The organism is Bradyrhizobium sp. GW821-FHT12B03, from assembly GCF_058807535.1.
Map to the genome: position 1 here is coordinate 352,137 of NZ_JBXAQU010000002.1, position 18,840 is coordinate 370,976.

Here is an 18,840-nt window from a genome sequence, read left to right on the forward strand (position 1 = left end):
GCCTTGTCTCCCTGGTCTCAATATGCCGTTTAGGCTTCGCGGGCGAATGTTTCGCCCTTCTGGTGAACGTTGCTAGAAGAGTTCCTGGCCGTGCGCTTCGACGTACGCGGCAAGGCCAAGGGTGTGGTCGCGGGCGCGCTTCTCGGCGAGCTCGGTGTCGCGCGCTTCGAGGGCTTCGATCATGCCGAGATGCTCGGGCAGCGAGGTCGCGGTGCGGTCCTTGCGTCCGATGGTCAGCTGACGATAGCCGCGCACGTGCAGCAGGAGGTCGTTGGTGAGATCGACCAGCACCGGGGATTCCGACAGCGAGATCAGCGCCTGGTGGAAGGCGATGTTGGCGCGCGAATATTCCTCGACGTGATCCTCGGGCAGGCGGTCCTTGCCGAAGTCCTTGAAATAGTCGCGCAGCGCCGTGATGTCTTTCTTGCGTGCGGTGGTGGTGATGAGGCGGGCCGCCATGCTCTCCAGCGCCGCCCAGGCGCGGATCATGTCGACGATCTCGCTCTTGGTCCTGCGCACCACCATGATGCCGCGGCGCGGAACCGTCTTCACGAAACCGTCCTGCTCCAGCATGGCGATGGCTTCGCGGATCGGCGTGCGGCTGACACCCAGGCGCTCGGACAGCGCGCGCTCGTCGAGCATCACCGGCTCGGGCGTCGAGTAGATGTCCATCTTGAGGATGGCTTCTTTCAAGGCGTCATACGCCTTGTTCTTGAAGCTGCTCTCCGGGGCAATACGAACGATTGCGATATCTGCCTCGGCCATGTTCGGCAACGCCTTGGTTGGTTTCCGCAGTGACACGACGAATCTCCTCCAGTGGGAGTCGTCTTTTACAGGATTATTAACGGGAAAGTTTTTGGCATACCACATGCCAGAATGTCAAGCTGGCTATTTTTTGCGGCATTCTAGGCAGTGCATCAGCTTGACAAATTGGCTTCTGGCATACCAAATGCCATCGCCAGCCATTTTTGATCCAAGGCGGCGGAGCAATCTCGGGCGTTATGCCACTCCGTTCCGCCGCATGGAACAGAGCGCGGCGAATGGCAAGCATCATGGGCAGCCGCTAACCATGCGCGCGCTTTGCAAAGAACGAACCAGGTCAAGGGAGAAGCCACATGTCCAATTCCAAAGATGCCGTCCGCAAGGTGCTCGACCAGGTCAAGGCGGACAACCGCACCAGCCTGACGGCGCCGGAAGGCAAGCTGGTCTGCGACGCCTATGGCATTCCGGTGCCGAAGGAGGGCGTGGCCAAGTCGGCGGGCGAAGCCGGCAAGATGGCCTCTTCGATGGGCTTCCCGGTCGTGATGAAGATCGTCTCGCCCGACATTCTCCACAAGACCGAAGCCGGCGGCGTCATCGTCGGCCTCAAGACGGCTGAAGACGCCGAAAAGGCGTACGAGACCATTCTCGGCAACGCCAGGAAGTACAAGGCCGACGCCAAGATCGAGGGCGTCCAGGTGCAGCAGATGCTGGCCGGCGGCACCGAAGTCATCGTCGGCTCGATCACCGACGGCTCGTTCGGCAAGCTGGTCGCTTTCGGTCTCGGCGGCGTGCTGGTCGAGGTGCTGAAGGACATCACGTTCCGCCTCGCGCCTGCGACCAGGGAAGACGCGCTGTCGATGCTCGACGGCATCCAGGCCCATGAGATCCTGAAGGGCGTGCGCGGCGGCGAGGCGGTGAACCGCACGGCGCTCGCCGATGTCATCGTCAAGGTCTCGCAGCTCGTCACCGATTTCCCTGAAATCGTCGAGCTCGACCTCAACCCGGTGTTCGCGACGGCGAAGAGCGCGATCGCGGCCGACGTGCGCATCGTCGTCGACTTCGCTTATGTGCCCAAGCCGAAGCCGCGCCCGACCGAAGAGATCGTCGCGGCGATGAGCCGCATCATGCAGCCGAAGGCGGTCGCCGTGGTCGGCGCCTCCGCCGAGGACGGCAAGATCGGCAACTCCGTGATGAAGAACCTCATCAACGGCGGCTACAAGGGCGACATCTATCCGATCCATCCCAAGGCGACCGAGATCCTCGGCTACAAGGCCTACAAGAGCGTCAAGGACGTGCCCGGTGTGATCGACACCGCCGTGTTCGCGATCCCCGCGAAGTTCGTCGCAGCTGCGCTGACCGAATGCGGTGAGAAGAAAATCCCGGGTGCGGTGCTGATTCCGTCGGGCTTCGCTGAAGCCGGCGCGCCGGAGCTGCAGGCCGAGATCGTCGAGGTCGGCAAGAAGTACGACATCCGCCTGATGGGGCCGAACATCTACGGCTTCTACTATACGCCGGCCAATCTCTGCGCGACCTTCTGCACCGCCTACGACGTCAAGGGCCACGCGGCGCTGTCGTCGCAGTCGGGCGGCATCGGCATGGCCATCATCGGCTTCTCGCGCTCGGCCAAGATGGGCGTCTCCGCGATCGTCGGCCTCGGCAACAAGTCGGATATCGACGAGGACGATCTGCTCGCCTTCTTCGAGCAGGACCCGAACACCAATTTGATCGCGCAGCACTGCGAGGATCTCAAGGATGGCCGCGCCTTCGCGGAAGCCGCCAAGCGCGTCTCCAAGAAGAAGCCGGTCGTCGTGCTCAAGGCCGGGCGCACTTCGGCCGGTGCCAAGGCGGCGTCCTCGCACACCGGCGCGCTCGCCGGCAACGACAAGATCTACGAGGACGTGCTGGCGCAGTCCGGCGTGATCCGCGCCCGCAGCCTGCGGCAACTGCTCGAATTCGCCCGCGGCGTGCCGGTGCTGCCGACGCCGAAGGGCGAGAACGTGCTGATCATCACAGGTGCCGGCGGCTCGGGCGTGCTGCTGTCGGACTCCTGCGTCGACAACGGCCTGTCGCTGATGTCGATGCCGCCCGATCTGGATGCGGCCTTCCGCAAGTTCATCCCGCCGTTCGGAGCGGCCGGAAATCCTGTGGATATCACCGGTGGCGAGCCGCCGATCACCTATGTCAACACGGTAAAGCTCGGCCTGTCGGACGAGCGGATCCATTCGTTGATCCTCGGCTACTGGCACACCATCGTCACGCCGCCGATGGTGTTCGCCCGCAACATGGTCGAGGTGAAGAAGGAGATGGAGGCCAAGGGCTTCGTGAAGCCGATCGTGGCCTCGCTCGCCGGCGACGTCGAGGTCGAGGAAGCCGCCGAATATCTCTACCAGAACGGCATCCCGGCCTACGCCTATTCGACCGAACTGCCGGTCGAGGTGCTCGGCGCCAAGTACAAGTGGGCGCGCGGGGCAGGGCTGCTCTGAGACGACGAAGACCTTCACCTCTTCCCGCATCGGCCTTCGCCGAGGCTTCGGCGGACAAGCGCGGGGAGAGGTGAGAACAGTCAGGTCGCGATGGGCAAGAACGTGATCCGGCGTAAATCTCTCGAGCCTCGATCGCCATCGGAGGCCGACCACGACGCACGTGACGGCGGCGTGCAGTCGGTGGACCGCGCGCTATCGATCCTCGAAACGCTCTCCGAGGACGACGAGGGCTATCGCCTCAGCGACCTCGCCGTGCGCACAGGCCTGTCGGCCTCCACCGTCCACCGCCTGCTGGCAACGCTGGAAAGTCGCCGCTTCGTTCAGTTCGACCGGGCCGAATCCAAATGGCATGTCGGCGTGCGCGGCTTCACGGTCGGCGCCAGCTTTGCGCGGCGCCGCAATTTCTCCACCCAGGCCATTCCTTATTTGCGCAAGCTGCGTGATCTCACCCGCGAGACCGCCAATCTCGCCGTGGTCGACGACGAATTCATCATCGTGCTCACCCGCATGGAGAGCCGCGAGATCATGCGCTCGCTGACCCAGGTCGGCGGCCGTGTCGCCATGGTGACGTCAGGCGTCGGCAAGGCGGTGCTTGCAACCTATTCCGACGACGACGTTGGCGCCGTCATCCGCCATCATGGCATGCCGCGCCTGACCGAGAAGTCGATCGTGCGGCCGAGCGACCTGTTCAAGGAGCTCGAAAAAATCCGCAAGCAGGGCTTTGCGATCGACGATGAGGAGGCCTGCATGGGCCTGCGCTGTATTGCCGCAGTCGTCTACAACGACTGCGCCGAGCCGCTGGCGGCGATTTCCGTCTCCGGCATGACCAGCCGCCTGACCGACGACAGGTTGCCGGAAATCGGCCAGATCGTGCGCGAAGTTGCCGGCGAACTGACCATTGCACTCGGCGGGGTGATGCCGGCGTCCAGCTGACCGGCCCCTCGGGGGATGTCGCTGGACAGCCTCGGCCGTTTTGGTTGATATGCGACCAAACGACACAATGCGGCAAGCATCCGCACGAGCCTGGAGAGCGTCCTCATGTTCCAATTTCCCGCGCGCCTTGCCGGCGCAGCCGTCGCGCTGACCCTCGCGGCAGCGACGCCTGCCTTTGCCCAGCAGCTCGAGCTCAAGCTGATGGCGCCGGCGGCTCCCGGCGGTGGCTGGGATCAGACCGCGCGCTCGATGCAGCAGGCGCTGGTCGCTTCCGGCGTCGCGCGCAGCGTGCAGGTCACCAACGTTCCAGGCGCCGGCGGCAGCGTCGGCATCGCGCAGTTCGTCAACGGCGCCAAGGGCGACGGCAACCAGATGATGGTCAACGGCTTCGTCATGGTGGGTGCGCTCGCCATGAACAAGTCGCCGGTGACGCTCGAGCAGGTGACGCCGATTGCCCGCCTCACCGAAGAGATCCAGGTGATCGTGGTGCCCGCGAATTCGCCGATCAAGACCGCGCAGGATCTGGCGGCCGCGGTGAAGGCCGATATCGCCAAGGTGACCTTTGCCGGCGGCTCGGCCGGCGGCGTCGACCATGTGATGGCGGCCTTGTTCGCCGGCGCCGTCGGCGCCGATGCGAAGAAGATCAACTACATCCCGTTCTCCGGCGGCGGCGAGTCACTGGCGGCGATCCTCGGCGGCAAGGTCACCGCGGGCATTTCGGGGATGAGCGAATATGACGGCCAGATCAAGTCCGGCAAGCTGCGCGCGATCGGGGTGACTTCGGAGAAGCGCATCGCCGGCAGCGACATCCCGACCTTCAAGGAACAGGGCATCGACCTCGTCATCGCCAACTGGCGTTCGGTGGTCGCGCCTCCCGGAATCACGCCGGAGCAGCGCAAGACCTTGAGCGATGCCGTCGAGAAGATGGTGAAGTCGGACGCCTGGAAGGAGATCCTCAAGCAGAAGGGCTGGGAGGACGCCTATCTCGGCGGTGACGCTTTCGCCGACTTCCTGAAGAAGGAGACCGTGCGCGTCACCGACGTGCTGAAATCGGTCGGCCTGGTCAAGTCATGACCCAGGATCACGCGTCTGGCGATCCCGCCCAGCCGCCGCGGCGCGTCGATCGCGCCGGCATCGCCATCGCCGCCTTGCTCGCAGGTCTCGCCGCGGTGCTGGTCTGGGACGCACGCGGCCTGCAATCCACCACGATGTACGGGATGGGACCGGAGGCAATGCCGGTGGTGATCGCGACCGGCCTCGCACTGCTCGCGATCGGCAATTTCATCGACGCGCTGCGCGGCAACCTGCCGGCGCGCGAGAGCGCCGATCCTGTGCCGGTTGTCTTGATCCTCGCCGGCCTTGCGCTGCTGATCGCCATCATCGGCTTCGGCGGCGGCTTCATCCTGGCGACGTCGGCGCTGTTCGTCACGACCTCAGCCGCCTTCGGACGCCGGGCCGTCCTCGTCGACAGCATCATCGCGCTCGTGATGTCCACTCTCATCTATCTCGCGTTCGACCGGCTGTTGACGCTGAGCCTCCCCGCCGGCCCGCTGGAGCGACTGCTGTGATGGACACCTTTGCCGCGCTGGCGCATGGCATGGCGGTCGCCGTCCAGCCGATGAATCTGCTTTATGCGCTGATCGGTGTGTTCCTCGGCACGGCCGTGGGCGTGCTGCCCGGCATCGGCCCGGCGTTGACGGTCGCGCTACTGCTGCCTGTCACCTACAAGCTCGATCCCGGCGGCTCGCTGATCATGTTTGCCGGCATCTATTATGGCGGCATGTATGGTGGCTCGACCACCGCGATCCTGATCAACACGCCCGGCGAGAGCGCCTCGATGGCGACCGCGCTCGAAGGCAACAAGATGGCCAAGGCCGGCCGCGGCGGGCCGGCGCTTGCGACCTCCGCGATCGGGTCTTTCGTCGCCGGCACCATCGCCACCATCGGGCTCGCCTTTCTCGCGCCGTGGCTGGTCGATTTCGCCGTGCGCTTCGGCCCTGAGGATTACTTCGCGTTGATGTGCGTCGCCTTCGTCACGGTATCGGCGACCTTCGGCGATTCCCCGATCCGCGGCCTCACCAGCCTGTTCATCGGCCTGACGCTGGGGCTCGTCGGCATCGACAAGCTGACCGGTCAGGCGCGGCTCGCGTTCGGTGTCCCCGAGCTGCTCGACGGCGTCGAGGTGACGACGCTTGCGGTTGGCCTGTTTGCGGTCGGCGAGGCGCTCTACGTCGCATCGCGCCGCCACCACACCGAGGAGAAGCTGGAGCCGGTGCGCGGCTCGCTGTGGATGACAAAGGAAGACTGGAAGCGGTCGTGGAAGCCGTGGCTGCGCGGCACCATGTTCGGCTTCCCGATCGGCGCGCTGCCCGCGGGCGGCGCGGAGATCCCGACCTTCCTGTCCTATTCGACCGAGAAACGGCTGACCAGGTATCCCGAAGAATTCGGCAAGGGTGCGATCGAAGGCGTCGCGGGACCGGAGGCCGCCAACAATGCTTCGGCCGCCGGCACGCTGGTGCCGCTCCTGACACTGGGATTGCCGACCTCGGCGACGGCCGCGATGATGCTGGCGGGCTTCCAGCAATACGGCCTCAACCCGGGGCCGCTGCTGTTCGCCGAGCGGCCCGATCTGGTCTGGGGCCTGATCGCGAGTCTTTTCATCGCCAATTGCATGCTGCTGGTGCTCAACCTGCCGCTGGTTGGCCTGTGGGTGCGGCTGCTCGCGATCCCGCAGCCCTGGCTCTATGCCGGCATTCTCGTCTTTGCGACCATGGGCACCATCGCGGCCAAGCCGTCGGTGGTCGAATTGTCGATGCTGGCCGGCTTCGGCGTGCTCGGCTTCCTGATGCGCCGGTTCGATTTTCCGATCGCGCCGGTCGTCGTCGGCTTGATCCTCGGTCCGATCGCCGAGAGCCAGTTGCGCCGGGCGCTCGCGATCAGCCTCGGCGATCCCATGACGCTGCTCCAGAGCCCGATCTCGGCGACGCTGCTCGGCATTGCGCTGGTTGCGCTGCTGGCCCCGTTCGTGCTGAAGGGGATGGGACGCTTCAAGGCGAACGAAGACTAGCCGTCCCGGCGCGTCCTTGAACGCTGTGTCCAGCTCGTTGAGGAAACGCCATGCCGTCGGAACTTCGCTCGCCCCGCCTTGCCGTCCTGATCGATGCCGACAACGCCTCCGCAAAAATTGCGGACGGCCTGTTCGAGGAGATTGCCAAGATCGGCGAGGCCAGCGTTCGCCGCATCTATGGCGACTTCTCCAGCTCGCGGTCCAAGGGCTGGGCCGACATCCTGTCGAAGCACGCCATCATCCCGCAGCAGCAGTTCGCCTATACGACCGGAAAGAACGCGTCCGACATAACCCTGGTCATCGACGCCATGGACCTGCTTCACAGCGGCCGGTTCGACGGTTTCTGCCTGGTGTCATCCGACAGCGACTTTACGCGTCTGGCCGCTCGCATCCGGGAACAGGGCGTCGATGTCTTCGGGTTCGGCGAGCAGAAGACGCCTGAAAGCTTCAGGCAGGCCTGCCGAAGGTTCGTCTACACCGAGAACCTGCTTGCCGGGACGGCGAACAATCAGGATACCGCCTCGAGGTCGCCGCTACTTCAACCCCCTGACGCTGCCATCCCCATGATCAAGAAGGTCATCGCCCAGATGGAAAGCGAAGATGGATGGGTTTCTCTCGGGGAGGTCGGAAAAGGGCTGACCAACCTCGCCCCCGATTTCGATTCAAGAACCTACGGCTCCCGCAAGCTGAGCGACCTCGTGCGAAAGACGAATTCGTTCGAGATCGATGAATCGAACGGTCGCTCGATCCGAATTCGGGTCAAGCCGGCTGCCGCAGCACCGCCGCGACGGCGGAACCCGCGCAGGCCTGCAAGGGCGGGGGCGGCAGGCGGCTCGGCGCCTAAGGCGTAAGCAGGGCCTGCCGTTATATTTGCGCTTGCCCGCCATGGCGCGGGGCGTAACCATCGCTGGGCTGTAACGCCATGCGAGGGTCCCAATGACCAAACTCACCCGCTTCGCCGTCGCACCGCTGCATGCGATGACCCGGCGTCTCGCCGATGTCGCCTCCGCGCGCGTCGCGCCGGATCTCGTCGTCACGGGTGCCCGGGTGCTCTCGACCTATTCGGAGCGCATCCACGCGAACCGCGAGGTCTGGATCACGGGCGGCCGTGTCGCCGCGGTCAAGCCTGCCGGAACAGCGAAGAAGGCTTGGAGTGACGTTGCGCTCTACGACGCGGCCGGCGGCATTGTCGCGCCGGGGCTGGTCGATCCGCACATCCACATCGAATCCTCGATGGTGACGGCTTGCGCCTATGCCGAGGCTGCGCTCCTCAACGGCACCACCACGATCTTCTGCGATAGCCACGAGATCGGCAACGTCATGGACGTCGCCGGCGTCGAGGCGATGCTGGAGGACGCGCGCGAGGCGCCGCTTTCGATCTTCTTGACCGTGCCGTCGACGGTGCCGGCGACATCGGCGGAATTGGAGACCGCGGGCGGCGACCTCACGCCCGACAAGATCGCCGGCCTGTTCGACCGCTGGCCGGAAGCGGTCGCGCTCGGCGAGAAGATGGATTTCGTGCCTGTGACGATGGGTGACGAGCGCAGCCACGCCATCCTCGCCGCCGCCTTGAAGCGCGGACGCCCGGTGTCCGGCCACGTCTACGGCCGCGAATTCGTCGCGGCCTATGCGGCGAGCGGCGTCACCGACACGCATGAAGCGATCGACCGCGACATCGCCGACGATCTGCTCGATGCCGGCGTCTGGGTGTTCCTGCGCGGGGGACCGCCGACCACGCCCTGGCACTCGCTGCCGCAGGCCATCCGCACGATCACCGAGCTCGGCGCCTCGCACAAGCGCACCGCCGTGTGCACCGACGATCGCGATGCCGACGATCTCCTCCTGTTCGGCCTCGACTGGGTGGTGCGCGAGGCCGTGAAAGCCGGGATGTCGCCGGAGCAGGCCTGGTCGATGGGCTCGCTGCATGGCGCCACGCGCTTCGGCATGGAAGGCGATATTGGCGGTCTCGGCGGCGGCCGCCGCGCCGATCTCGTCCTGATGGACGACAATCTCAAGCCGCAATCGACTTGGTATGGCGGCGAGCTGGTGGTGGAGAACCGCAAGATCACACCGCGTCTCGATCAGGCGCTGTCGCAGCGCTATCAATATCCGAAGGCGGCCTATGCGACCGTGAAGCTGCCGGAGAAGATGACGCTGACGCCGGGGCTGCCGGCGAAAGCCTGCACCGTCAACGCCATCAAGACGGCGCTACCCGGCATCACGCTGATCCATGAGAAGGTTGCAATCGAGCCCGCCACGGACTGGCCGACGCTGTTCGCGCGCTACGGTCTGTGCTTCGTCACGGTGGTCGAGCGCCACGGCAAGTCGGCCGGCAATGTCGCCTATGGTCTGCTCAAGGATTTTGGCCTGAAGCGCGGCGCCGTGGCCTCGAGCGTCGGACATGACAGCCACAACATCATCGTCGCCGGTACCAACGAGGCCGACATGCAGGTGGCGATCGCGGCCATCAAAGCGCAGCAGGGAGCGGTCTGCGTCGTCGCCGACGGCAAAGTGAGGGCGCTGGTCCCGCTGCCGATCGCCGGACTCCTGTCCGACAAGCGCGTCACCGAAGTGGCCGAAGAGGTCAAGGTGCTGAAGAAGGAATGGGCGGAAGCCGGCTGCACCATCCCCTACATGGGCTTCAATCTGATTCCGCTATCGGTCATTCCGGAAATTCGCATCACCGACAAGGGCCTCGTGCTGGTGCCGCAGATGGAGCTGGCGCCGTTATTCGAGTGATCGGCTTTCACTGATATCTCGATCTAACCGCTTGAGACCGCCACGATTTTTCCACGGCTGCCGCATCGTGGAAAATAAAATCGATCTCGTTGAGATCAGCTTCTGCGCGCCCGATGATCTCGCTCGCTGACGCAACTTGAGCGAGGTCCGATATGGCGAAGATGCGAGCTATCGATGCGGCCGTGCGAATTTTGGAGAAGGAAGGCATCTCGACCGCCTTCGGTGTTCCCGGGGCCGCGATCAATCCGCTTTACTCGGCGCTGAAGAAGCGCGGCTCGATCCGCCACATCCTGGCGCGCCACGTCGAGGGCGCTTCCCACATGGCGGAGGGCTATACGCGTGCCAAGGCCGGCAATATCGGCGTCTGTATCGGCACGTCGGGACCGGCCGGCACCGACATGATCACCGGGCTTTATTCGGCGATCGCCGATTCCATTCCGATCCTCTGCATCACCGGGCAGGCGCCGCGGGCACGGCTCTACAAGGAGGACTTTCAGGCCGTCGACATCGAGTCGATCGCAAAGCCCGTGACCAAATGGGCGGTGACGGTGCGCGAGCCGGCGCTGGTGCCGCGCGTGTTCAGCCAGGCGTTTCATGTGATGCGCTCGGGGCGGCCAGGGCCTGTGCTGATCGACATGCCGCTCGACGTGCAGCTCGCCGAGATCGAGTTCGACGACGAGACCTATGAGCCGCTGCCGGTCTACAAGCCAGCCGCGACGCGAAAACAGGTCGAGAAGGCGCTGGAGATGCTCAACGCCGCCGAGCGGCCGCTGATCGTGGCAGGCGGCGGCGTCATCAACGCCGACGCCTCGGACCTGTTGGTCGAGTTCGCCGAGATCGCAAATGTGCCCGTCGTGCCGACGCTGATGGGATGGGGCGCGATCCCCGACGATCACGTGCTGATGGCCGGCATGGTCGGTCTTCAGACCAGCCATCGCTACGGCAACGCCACGATGCTCGAATCCGATTTCGTGCTCGGCATCGGCAACCGCTGGGCCAACCGGCACACCGGTTCGATCGAGACCTACACCAAGGGCCGCACCTTCGTGCATGTCGATATCGAGCCGACCCAGATTGGCCGGGTGTTCAATCCCGATCTCGGCATCGTCTCGGACGCCAAGGCCGCGCTCGAGCTTTTCGTCACCGTCGCCAGGGAGTGGCGCCGGTCGGGTAGGCTCCGCGAGCGCCAGGCGTGGCCCGCCGCCTGCCGCGATCGCAAGAAGACGATGCTGCGCAAGAGCCATTTCGACAACGTCCCGATCAAGCCGCAGCGCGTCTATGAGGAGATGAACAAGGCCTTTGGCCGTGACACCACTTACGTCACCGTGATCGGCCTGTCGCAGATCGCAGGCGCGCAGTTTCTCGGCGTCTACAAGCCGCGCAACTGGATCAATGCGGGGCAGGCCGGGCCGCTCGGCTGGACGCTGCCGGCCGCACTCGGCGTGCGCGCGGCGTGCCCTGACCGCGACATCGTCGCGCTGTCGGGCGACTACGACTTCCAGTTCCTGATCGAGGAGCTCGCGGTCGGCGCGCAGTTCAATCTGCCCTACATCCACGTCGTCGTGAACAACTCCTATCTCGGCCTGATCCGCCAGGCCCAGCGCGGCTTCGACATGGACTATCACGTCCAGCTCTCCTTCGAGAACATCAATGCACCCGAGCTCGGCGGTTACGGCGTCGACCATGTCGCCGTCGCCGAAGGTCTCGGCTGCAAGGCGATCCGCGTCACCGACCCCAGAGACTCGCAGGCCGCGTTCGCGACCGCCCGCGAATTGATGGCGAAGCACCGTGTGCCCGTGGTGGTCGAGTTCATTCTCGAACGCGTCACCAACATCGCGATGGGGACGGAGATCGACAACATCGTCGAGTTCGAGGAGGTGTTGGATTTGCCGCTGGACGAAGTCGGAACCAAGCGGCCCGGCGTGCTGCAGCCGGCGGAATAAGGAGATTGCATCATGCCGAAATTCGCCGCCAACCTCACCATGCTCTTCAACGAGATGCCGTTCCTCGACCGCTTCGCCGCGGCGAAGGCGGCGGGCTTTGCCGGGGTCGAATATCTCTTTCCCTATGATTTCGACAAGGCGCAGCTGCGCGAGCAGCTCGAGGGTCATGGGCTGACGCAGGTGCTGCACAATCTGCCGGCCGGCAACTGGGCCGCGGGCGAGCGCGGCATCGCGATCCTGCCCGATCGCGTCAGCGAGTTCCGCGACGGCGTGTTCCGCGCCATCGACTATGCCAAGGCGCTCGATTGTGAGCAGCTCAACTGCCTGGTCGGTATCGCGCCTGTCGATGCCGATCCACGTGAGCTTCAGGAGACGCTGGTCGGCAATCTGCGCTTTGCGGCCTCGACGCTGGCGCGGGAGAACATCAAGCTGCTGATCGAACCGATCAACACGCTCGACATTCCCGGCTTCTATCTCAACGGCACCGAGCAGGCGGTGCAGCTCATCTCGGAGGTGCGGTCGAACAATCTGTTCATCCAGTACGACATCTACCACATGCAGATCATGGAGGGCGATCTCGCCCGCACCATGCAGGAATATCTGCCGCAGATCGCCCACATCCAGCTTGCCGACAATCCCGGCCGCCATGAGCCGGGCACCGGCGAGATCAACTATCCCTTCCTGTTCCGCCACCTTGACGCAATCGGCTATCGCGGCTGGATCGGCTGCGAATACAAGCCGCGCACCACGACGCTGGAAGGCCTGTCCTGGCACGCGGCGCAGACGTTCGAGACCTGAGACACAGCGCCGGTGCGCTCCCCTCCCGCTTGCGGGAGAGGGCTGGGGAGAGGGTGTCTCCGCGATGGGGCTGCTGAGGTGCACCGTGAAAATCCCAAAGCGGAGAAAGCCCTCACCCGGCGCTTCGCGCCGACCTCTCCCGCAAGCGGGAGAGGTGCAGCGAGCCCGCGGATGAACTTCGCTTATGCAACTAGAGAAGGTTGAACCATGATCGACATCGGCTTCATCGGACTTGGCACCATGGGACGGCCAATGGCCGGCCATCTTCTGGCCGCGGGCCATCGCGTGCTCCTGCATGACGTCGCACCGGTCGCGCCTGAGCTGATTTCCGCGGGCGGCATCGCCTGCAAGTCAGCAAAGGAGGTCGCGGAGGAGGCGGATGCCGTCATCATCATGGTGCCGGATACGCCGCATGTGGAGGCGGTGCTGTTCGGCAAGGACGGCGTCGCGAGCGGCATCTCGAAGGGCAAGATCGTCGTCGACATGAGCTCGATCTCGCCGCTGGCGACCAAGGAGTTCGCCAGGAAGATCGAGGCGCTGGGCGCGGACTATCTCGACGCGCCGGTGTCGGGCGGGGAGGTCGGCGCCAAGGCGGCGAGCCTCACCATCATGGTCGGCGGACCCGAGCGCGCCTTTGGCACCATGAAGCCGATCTTCGACAAGATGGGCAAGAACGTCACCCATGTCGGCGCCAATGGCGACGGCCAGACCACGAAGGTCGCCAACCAGATCATTGTCGCCCTGACGATCGAGGCGGTGAGCGAAGCGCTGTTGTTCGCGTCGAAGGCCGGGGCGAACCCCGCGCTGGTGCGCAAGGCGCTGATGGGCGGCTTTGCGTCCTCGCGGATTCTCGAAGTGCATGGCGAGCGCATGGTGAAGCGCAATTTCGATCCCGGCTTCCGCATCGAGCTGCACCAGAAGGATCTCAATCTCGCGCTCGAAGGCGCGCGTGCGCTCGGCCTGTCGCTGCCGAGCACGGCGGTGGCGCAGCAATTGTTCTCGTCCTGCACCGCGCATGGCGGCAAGGGCTGGGATCATTCGGCGATGGTGCGCGCGCTGGAACTGATGGCGGGCCACGAGATCGCCGCGGCATAAGTGTTACGCAGTAACACTCTTCGGATTTGGCGTGTCTTTCGTCGCGCGGGAACCGGAACAATGGTCCACCCCCGCGGTTGAAGGCGCAGAACAATCACTGGAGAGTGTGAACATGAAAACCCGTCTTGCGATTTCACTGGCTGCCGTGTCGCTGCTGGCGTCGAGCGCAGCCTTTGCCCAGTCGACGACCGAACAGGGCGCCAGGGATGGCGCGCGTGCGGGCGGCGATATCGGCGGTCCGGTCGGCGCGATGGTCGGCGGCACCGTCGGTGCGGCCGTCGGCGCCGGCCTGGAAATCCCCAATGCGATCCTGGGCGGAATTCCGCGCGATGACTCCGTCGTGATCCACGAGCGCGTCGTGGTTGGCGAGCCGCTGCCCCCGACCGTGGTGCTGCGTCCCGTGCCGAACTACACCGAGTATCGCTATGCGGTCGTGAACGATCGCCGCGTCATCGTCGAGCCGCGCACGCGCCGCGTCGTCAAGATCATCGACTGATCGACATAGGCGTTGCGTGAAATCAGGCCCTGCGGAGCGTCACTCCGCGGGGCCTTCGCTCGTGACGGATACGCTCGGGCGGAGGCGTGTCACGACCCAATCGGCTGCGGCTGCGAACGCAAAGCCGACACAGGCTGTGGCGGCATCGACCAGAAAATCCTCCAGCCGGGCATGACGCCCCGGCGCCCAGAACTGCATCAGCTCGAGCAGGCCGATCAGGACCACCGAGATGGCCGCCACTGCCAGGCGTCGCTGCCGGTAGGCGAAGCCGAAGGCCAGCCCGATCAGAACGAAGGCGAGCGCATGCTCGCCGTCCTGGCCGAGGTCGGAATGCGGACGCAGGCCGGGCGGACCAAGCGTCGAGAAGGTCACGGCGGCGGCGAGCAGCCAGGCAAAGGCGCGAACCAAAATGGACATCCGCACCGCGTAGCACGGTTTTGCAGCGTCCAGCGGCGGGCTGCGGATCAGATCGCCGTGTAGTTAATGACGAAACGTTAAAGTGGCTCGCGCACGCCGAGGCCGTGCATGAAACGCTCCCGGATCTGCACGGGATCGCGCCTTGTGGTGCCGACGCCGGGCTTGTCGTCGATGCGGACCGCGATCAGGCTGGGCTCGGAGGCCGACATGGCCTCGTCGACCAGGCGCTCGAAATCCTCCTCGTCCGCGGCCCAGGCGCTGTTGGCTAGGCCCGAGCCGGCGGCGATCGCGACGATGTCAGCGACGGCGGCCGCCGGCGTCGGCTGCGCGCCGGTGATCTGGTAGATGCCATTGTCCATCACGATCATGATGAGGTTTTTGGGTTTCAATGCCGCGATCGTCGAGAGCGCGCCGAGCTGCATCAGCAGCGAGCCGTCGCCTTCGAGCGCGAACACACGGCGCTCGGGCTGCGCCAGCGCCACGCCGAGCGCGATCGGGAAGGCGAGGCCCATGCTGCCGAGCATGTAGAAATTCTGCGGGCGGTGACCGGCGGCCCAGAGGTCGAAATTGGTGTTGCCGATGCCGCCGATCACGGCTTCCTCGTGCTTGAGCTTTGCGATCAGGCGCGAGGTCACGTCGAAGCGGTTCATGACCTTGGTGTTGCGCGTGTTCATGGCCGGGCTCACTTGTCGAACGTCTTGCCGCCGGTGAGCAGCGGGTTGAGGATCAGCGCCACCGGCGCCTGGGTGGTGACGGCCTGCTTGATCGAGCGGTCGGCGATGAATTCGAGCTCGTCCAGCCGGGTGATGGTGTGGTGCTCCAGCGCCAGCGAATCCAGCACCGGGCGCATGGTGCGGCAGACCAGCGACTGGCCGTAGTTGAACTCGCCGAGCGTGCCGCGTTCGGAGACGAACATGATCAGCGGGATCTGGTAGGGCACCGCGAGCGAGGCCAGCACGTTGGCCAGCGTCGCAAACCCGGAGGTCTGCATCAGCACCGCAGCCCGCCGTCCGCCCATCCAGGCGCCGGAGACGATGCCGACGGCTTCTTCTTCGCGGGCGGTGGCAAAGGTCGTGAAGAAGGGATCGGCGTGCAGGTTCTTGATCAGCGGCGTCAGCACCCGGTCGGGCACGTAAGGGATCAGGCTGATCTCGTTCCGCTTCAGGGTTTGCAGGACGATGCTATGCCAGCTCTTGTCGCTGGACCCCTGTGCTGCCTGGGGCGTAGTCTGCTGTTCCGCAATCGCCATTGCGTTCTCCCTCGAGCCGCGCATGCTTCTTGGTAGTGGCCGTCGCGGCGGTCTGCCGACCTTGACGCAGGCAGCGGGATTGTCAACATGTCCGGGCCTGCATCGTGATCTGCGCCAGGCGGCCTGCCGCGGCCGACACCGCCATGTCATATGGGGGCAAAGAAAGAATGGGAGGAAGCACGGAGGGGGCGCGCGTCGCGCCGGCCTCGGCTGATCCCTGGAGAGCCGGAAGGGTCCTGATGTCGGTCAATAGCAAGCGTGTCGTCTACTCCAATTATCTGGCCAATCCGATCTATATCGACATCCTGAAGGCGCGGCCCGACGTCCGGCTCGATCGCATCGAGAACGCAAGCCCTGAAGATTTCTATGCGCCGATCCTGAGCGCGGCCCATGTCTACCAGATCGGCGCCGCCCGCGACGAACTCGCGCCCCATTTCCATGTCGATGCCGCCTTCCTGAAGCGCACGCCGAACCTGCTGCTCGTCTCCAGCAATGGCGCCGGCTTCGACCCCGTCGACGCCGAGGCCTGCACGGATGCGGGCGTACTGGTCGTCAACCAGTCCGGCGGCAACGCTCATTCGGTCGCCGAGCATGCGCTGGCGATGATGCTGACGCTGTCCAAGCGCATCATCCAGTCCGACCGCCGCTTGCGCCGGGAGCGCGACGTCAATCGCAACGAGCTGGTCGGCAACGAGGTCGAGCACAAGACCGTCGGCATCGTCGGCCTCGGCAATGTCGGCCGCCGCATCGCCGCGCTGTGCAAGGGCCTGCTCGGCATGAAGGTGCTGGCTTATGACCCGTATTTGTCGGCCGAGGTGATGGCCGAGCGGGGCGGGGAGAAGGTCGAGCTGGACGAGCTCTTGCGGCGCGCCGATTTCGTCTCGATCTCGTGCCCGCTCAACAAGGGCAGCCGCAACATGATCAGCGTGCGCGAATTCGCGCTGATGCAGCCGCATGCGTACTTCATCACCACGGCGCGCGGCTTCATCCACGACGAGGACGCGCTGCTCCAGGCGTTGCGCGACAAGCGCATTGCCGGTGCCGGTCTCGACGTCTGGTCCAAGGAGCCGCCGCCGCCGGAGCATCCGCTGCTCCAGTTCGACAACGTGCTGGCGAGCCCGCATACGGCGGGCGTGACGACCGAAGCGCGCCAGAACATGGGCCGCATCGCCGCCGAGCAGGTGCTGGAGACACTCGACGGCAAGCGCCCGTCGCGCATCATCAATCCCGAAGTCTGGCCGCGCTATGCCGAGCGCTTCAAGCAGGCCTTTGGCGTCACGCCGGGGTAGGGGTGCGCGAAGTCTTATCGCGCTCCGATCGTTGGTTACGAGGATGAAAACAGAAAACGGCGGATTTTACCGATGGCGTGAATGAACACGTATGTCTTGTCCTGTAGATCGGAGGGCATGAGCATACTTTCAATTGCCACATCCGGACTTTCTGCGGCGAGTTTGCGCGTGAACGTAGCCGCGAGCAACATCGCCAACGTCAGCACGACCGGCCCGCTCCCGGCATCAGGCGGATCGAGCACACCGGCCGGTTCGGGCATTGCTCCGACGTTTCCGGCCGCCTATGTGCCGTTGCGAGTCGATCAGGTCTCTCAATCGAGCGGCTCGACGCCGGGCGGTACGGTTGCGACCGTGTCGACGGTCTCGCCGAGCTTTACCGCACAATCCGACCCAGGCGCTCCCTTCGCGAACCAGGACGGCCTGGTCGCAGCGCCGAATGTCGATCTCGCCAGCGAATTCGTCGAACTGGCGACCGCAAAATACAGCTTCATTGCCAATGCGAAGGTCATTCAGGCCTACTCGGAGACGACGGAGTCGCTGCTCGATATCACGACGTGACGGCTGAGGTCGGTTTGTGCGCCCGTGTCGCGCGCGCCTTCCTCGGGCTCATGTCTGGCGGCGCGACCCTGACCTAGGGCGGGGTAGCTGAAAGATCGAACCGGCGCCTGATTTGGCGGCGGGAACCGTCGCCGGCTTTGATCCGCGTCAAAATCCCGCTCCCGCATTCCGGCTAAATGGGATTAGAGTGCTGCCGGGGCAGCAGGAGGTCCCATGTCCACTTATGTCGTCAGGTTCATGAAGGACGTGCTCGGGGAGTACGGCCGGCAGTGCGAGGTTTGCCAGGGCACGCTTGAGATCGACGCCGCCGACGAGGACGAGGCGAAGGAGCGGGCGAAGGCGAGGTTCTGCAAGGACCAGGCGCTCCATCACTGGTCGCTGCATGCCGATCGCATCCACGTCAGACCGGCTGACTTTCCCTCGTAAGGCCTACCGGCCGGGTGCCGTTGCCGGCGGCGGGGCTGTCGCGCCCGCGCCCAGCGAGCGTTGCACCATGACGGTGTCGGACCAGCGGCCGTGCCGATAGGCGACGCCGCAGAGCAGGCCGGCGCGCGCGAAGCCGAACCGCTCGTGCAGCGCCAGTGAGGGTGCATTGTCGGCGTCGATATAGCCGATCAGCTGCCGGAAGCCGGCCGCAGCACAAACATCGACCAACTCCTGAAGCAATAGCCGTCCGACGCCGCGGCCGAGATGGGCGTGGTGGACGTAGATCGAGTGCTTGGCGGTGTAGCGATAGGCCGGGCGCTTGCGGAACAGCACCGCATAGGCATAGCCGACGACCTCGCCGCGATATGTCGCGACCAGATGCGGCAGGCGGGTCTGCTTCAAATTCTTGCGGCGGTCGCGCAGATCGTCCGGCTCCGGCGCGCCGGTTCCCTCGACGTCGCGCGGCACGCCGTTGCGGACGTGATGGCGGTAGATCGCCAGCATCGCCTCGACGTCGCTCTCGCGTGAGGGCCGGACCAGAACCGGCTCGTCGTCCGAACGTGCAGCTGCTGTTTCGGTCATCGG

Annotated in this window: 19 protein-coding genes; 14 read left to right on the forward strand and 5 right to left on the reverse strand. The window is 65.1% G+C overall.

All coding sequences use genetic code 11. The features are described from left to right. Nucleotides 1-72 precede the first annotated feature (72 nt). On the reverse strand, nucleotides 73-765 hold the full coding sequence (locus AC1RUR_RS05675) for a GntR family transcriptional regulator (RefSeq protein WP_162137408.1): 693 nt from the start codon (nucleotides 763-765) through the stop codon (nucleotides 73-75). Nucleotides 766-1,115: 350 nt separating this feature from the next. On the opposite strand from AC1RUR_RS05675, the gene AC1RUR_RS05680 reads away from it, so the two are divergent. From AC1RUR_RS05680 to AC1RUR_RS05730, 11 genes are all read left to right on the forward strand, one after another. Next, entirely contained in the window at nucleotides 1,116-3,245 is a 2,130-nt protein-coding gene (locus AC1RUR_RS05680) for an acetate--CoA ligase family protein (protein WP_492842109.1), read from the forward strand. Between the two features lie 90 nt (nucleotides 3,246-3,335). After that, on the forward strand, nucleotides 3,336-4,178 hold the full coding sequence (locus AC1RUR_RS05685; protein WP_492842110.1) for an IclR family transcriptional regulator: 843 nt from the start codon (nucleotides 3,336-3,338) through the stop codon (nucleotides 4,176-4,178). A 105-nt stretch (nucleotides 4,179-4,283) separates the two neighbouring features. Further along, a complete protein-coding gene (locus tag AC1RUR_RS05690; RefSeq protein WP_492842111.1) occupies nucleotides 4,284-5,252 on the forward strand; it encodes a Bug family tripartite tricarboxylate transporter substrate binding protein in 969 nt (322 codons plus the stop codon). Then, nucleotides 5,249-5,746, forward strand: a complete 498-nt coding sequence (locus AC1RUR_RS05695) for a tripartite tricarboxylate transporter TctB family protein (RefSeq protein ID WP_492842112.1) — start codon at nucleotides 5,249-5,251, stop codon at nucleotides 5,744-5,746. The genes AC1RUR_RS05690 and AC1RUR_RS05695 overlap by 4 nt, the downstream gene beginning before the upstream one ends. Next, nucleotides 5,746-7,245 carry a tripartite tricarboxylate transporter permease gene (locus AC1RUR_RS05700; RefSeq protein WP_492842113.1) on the forward strand — a complete coding sequence of 500 codons (1,500 nt, stop codon included), beginning with the start codon at nucleotides 5,746-5,748 and terminating at the stop codon, nucleotides 7,243-7,245. Before AC1RUR_RS05695 ends, AC1RUR_RS05700 begins: the two co-directional genes overlap by 1 nt. A 50-nt stretch (nucleotides 7,246-7,295) precedes the next feature. Then, nucleotides 7,296-8,096, forward strand: a complete 801-nt coding sequence (locus AC1RUR_RS05705) for an NYN domain-containing protein (protein ID WP_492842114.1) — start codon at nucleotides 7,296-7,298, stop codon at nucleotides 8,094-8,096. Nucleotides 8,097-8,181: 85 nt separating this feature from the next. Continuing rightward, nucleotides 8,182-9,984, forward strand: coding sequence for an adenine deaminase C-terminal domain-containing protein (locus AC1RUR_RS05710; protein ID WP_492842115.1), 1,803 nt, complete (start codon nucleotides 8,182-8,184; stop codon nucleotides 9,982-9,984). Between the two features lie 152 nt (nucleotides 9,985-10,136). Next, nucleotides 10,137-11,927, forward strand: a complete 1,791-nt coding sequence (gene gcl, locus AC1RUR_RS05715; protein WP_492842116.1) for a glyoxylate carboligase — start codon at nucleotides 10,137-10,139, stop codon at nucleotides 11,925-11,927. Nucleotides 11,928-11,939: 12 nt separating this feature from the next. Then, nucleotides 11,940-12,725, forward strand: a complete 786-nt coding sequence (gene hyi / locus AC1RUR_RS05720) for a hydroxypyruvate isomerase (protein ID WP_492842117.1) — start codon at nucleotides 11,940-11,942, stop codon at nucleotides 12,723-12,725. 207 nt (nucleotides 12,726-12,932) lie between these two features. Then, entirely contained in the window at nucleotides 12,933-13,820 is an 888-nt protein-coding gene (locus AC1RUR_RS05725; protein ID WP_492842118.1) for a 2-hydroxy-3-oxopropionate reductase, read from the forward strand. 112 nt (nucleotides 13,821-13,932) lie between these two features. Then, nucleotides 13,933-14,316, forward strand: a complete 384-nt coding sequence (locus AC1RUR_RS05730) for a DUF1236 domain-containing protein (protein WP_027546318.1) — start codon at nucleotides 13,933-13,935, stop codon at nucleotides 14,314-14,316. Between the two features lie 39 nt (nucleotides 14,317-14,355). On the opposite strand, the gene AC1RUR_RS05735 is transcribed toward AC1RUR_RS05730, so the two are convergent. The 3 genes from AC1RUR_RS05735 to AC1RUR_RS05745 form a co-directional block, all read right to left on the reverse strand. Further along, nucleotides 14,356-14,733, reverse strand: a complete 378-nt coding sequence (locus AC1RUR_RS05735) for a VanZ family protein (RefSeq protein WP_492842119.1) — start codon at nucleotides 14,731-14,733, stop codon at nucleotides 14,356-14,358. Between the two features lie 77 nt (nucleotides 14,734-14,810). Beyond that, complete coding sequence (locus AC1RUR_RS05740; protein WP_492842120.1) at nucleotides 14,811-15,407, reverse strand: thiamine pyrophosphate-dependent enzyme; 597 nt, start codon at nucleotides 15,405-15,407, stop codon at nucleotides 14,811-14,813. Between the two features lie 8 nt (nucleotides 15,408-15,415). Further along, on the reverse strand, nucleotides 15,416-15,982 hold the full coding sequence (locus AC1RUR_RS05745; protein WP_492842121.1) for a thiamine pyrophosphate-binding protein: 567 nt from the start codon (nucleotides 15,980-15,982) through the stop codon (nucleotides 15,416-15,418). Nucleotides 15,983-16,221: 239 nt separating this feature from the next. Between AC1RUR_RS05745 and AC1RUR_RS05750 the strand changes: the two genes are divergently transcribed. The 3 genes from AC1RUR_RS05750 (at nucleotide 16,222) to AC1RUR_RS05760 (ending at nucleotide 18,255) form a co-directional block, all read left to right on the forward strand. Further along, a complete protein-coding gene (locus AC1RUR_RS05750) occupies nucleotides 16,222-17,271 on the forward strand; it encodes a hydroxyacid dehydrogenase (protein ID WP_492842122.1) in 1,050 nt (349 codons plus the stop codon). A 117-nt stretch (nucleotides 17,272-17,388) separates the two neighbouring features. Continuing rightward, nucleotides 17,389-17,829 (forward strand): flagellar basal body rod protein FlgC, encoded by a 441-nt coding sequence (locus AC1RUR_RS05755; protein WP_492842399.1) that lies wholly within the window; start codon nucleotides 17,389-17,391, stop codon nucleotides 17,827-17,829. A 213-nt stretch (nucleotides 17,830-18,042) separates the two neighbouring features. Then, the gene (locus AC1RUR_RS05760; RefSeq protein WP_492842123.1) at nucleotides 18,043-18,255 is read left to right on the forward strand and encodes a hypothetical protein; all 213 of its coding nucleotides are present in this window, start codon (nucleotides 18,043-18,045) and stop codon (nucleotides 18,253-18,255) included. Nucleotides 18,256-18,258: 3 nt separating this feature from the next. On the opposite strand, the gene AC1RUR_RS05765 is transcribed toward AC1RUR_RS05760, so the two are convergent. Beyond that, nucleotides 18,259-18,837, reverse strand: a complete 579-nt coding sequence (locus AC1RUR_RS05765) for a GNAT family N-acetyltransferase (RefSeq protein WP_492842124.1) — start codon at nucleotides 18,835-18,837, stop codon at nucleotides 18,259-18,261. Nucleotides 18,838-18,840 lie beyond the last annotated feature (3 nt).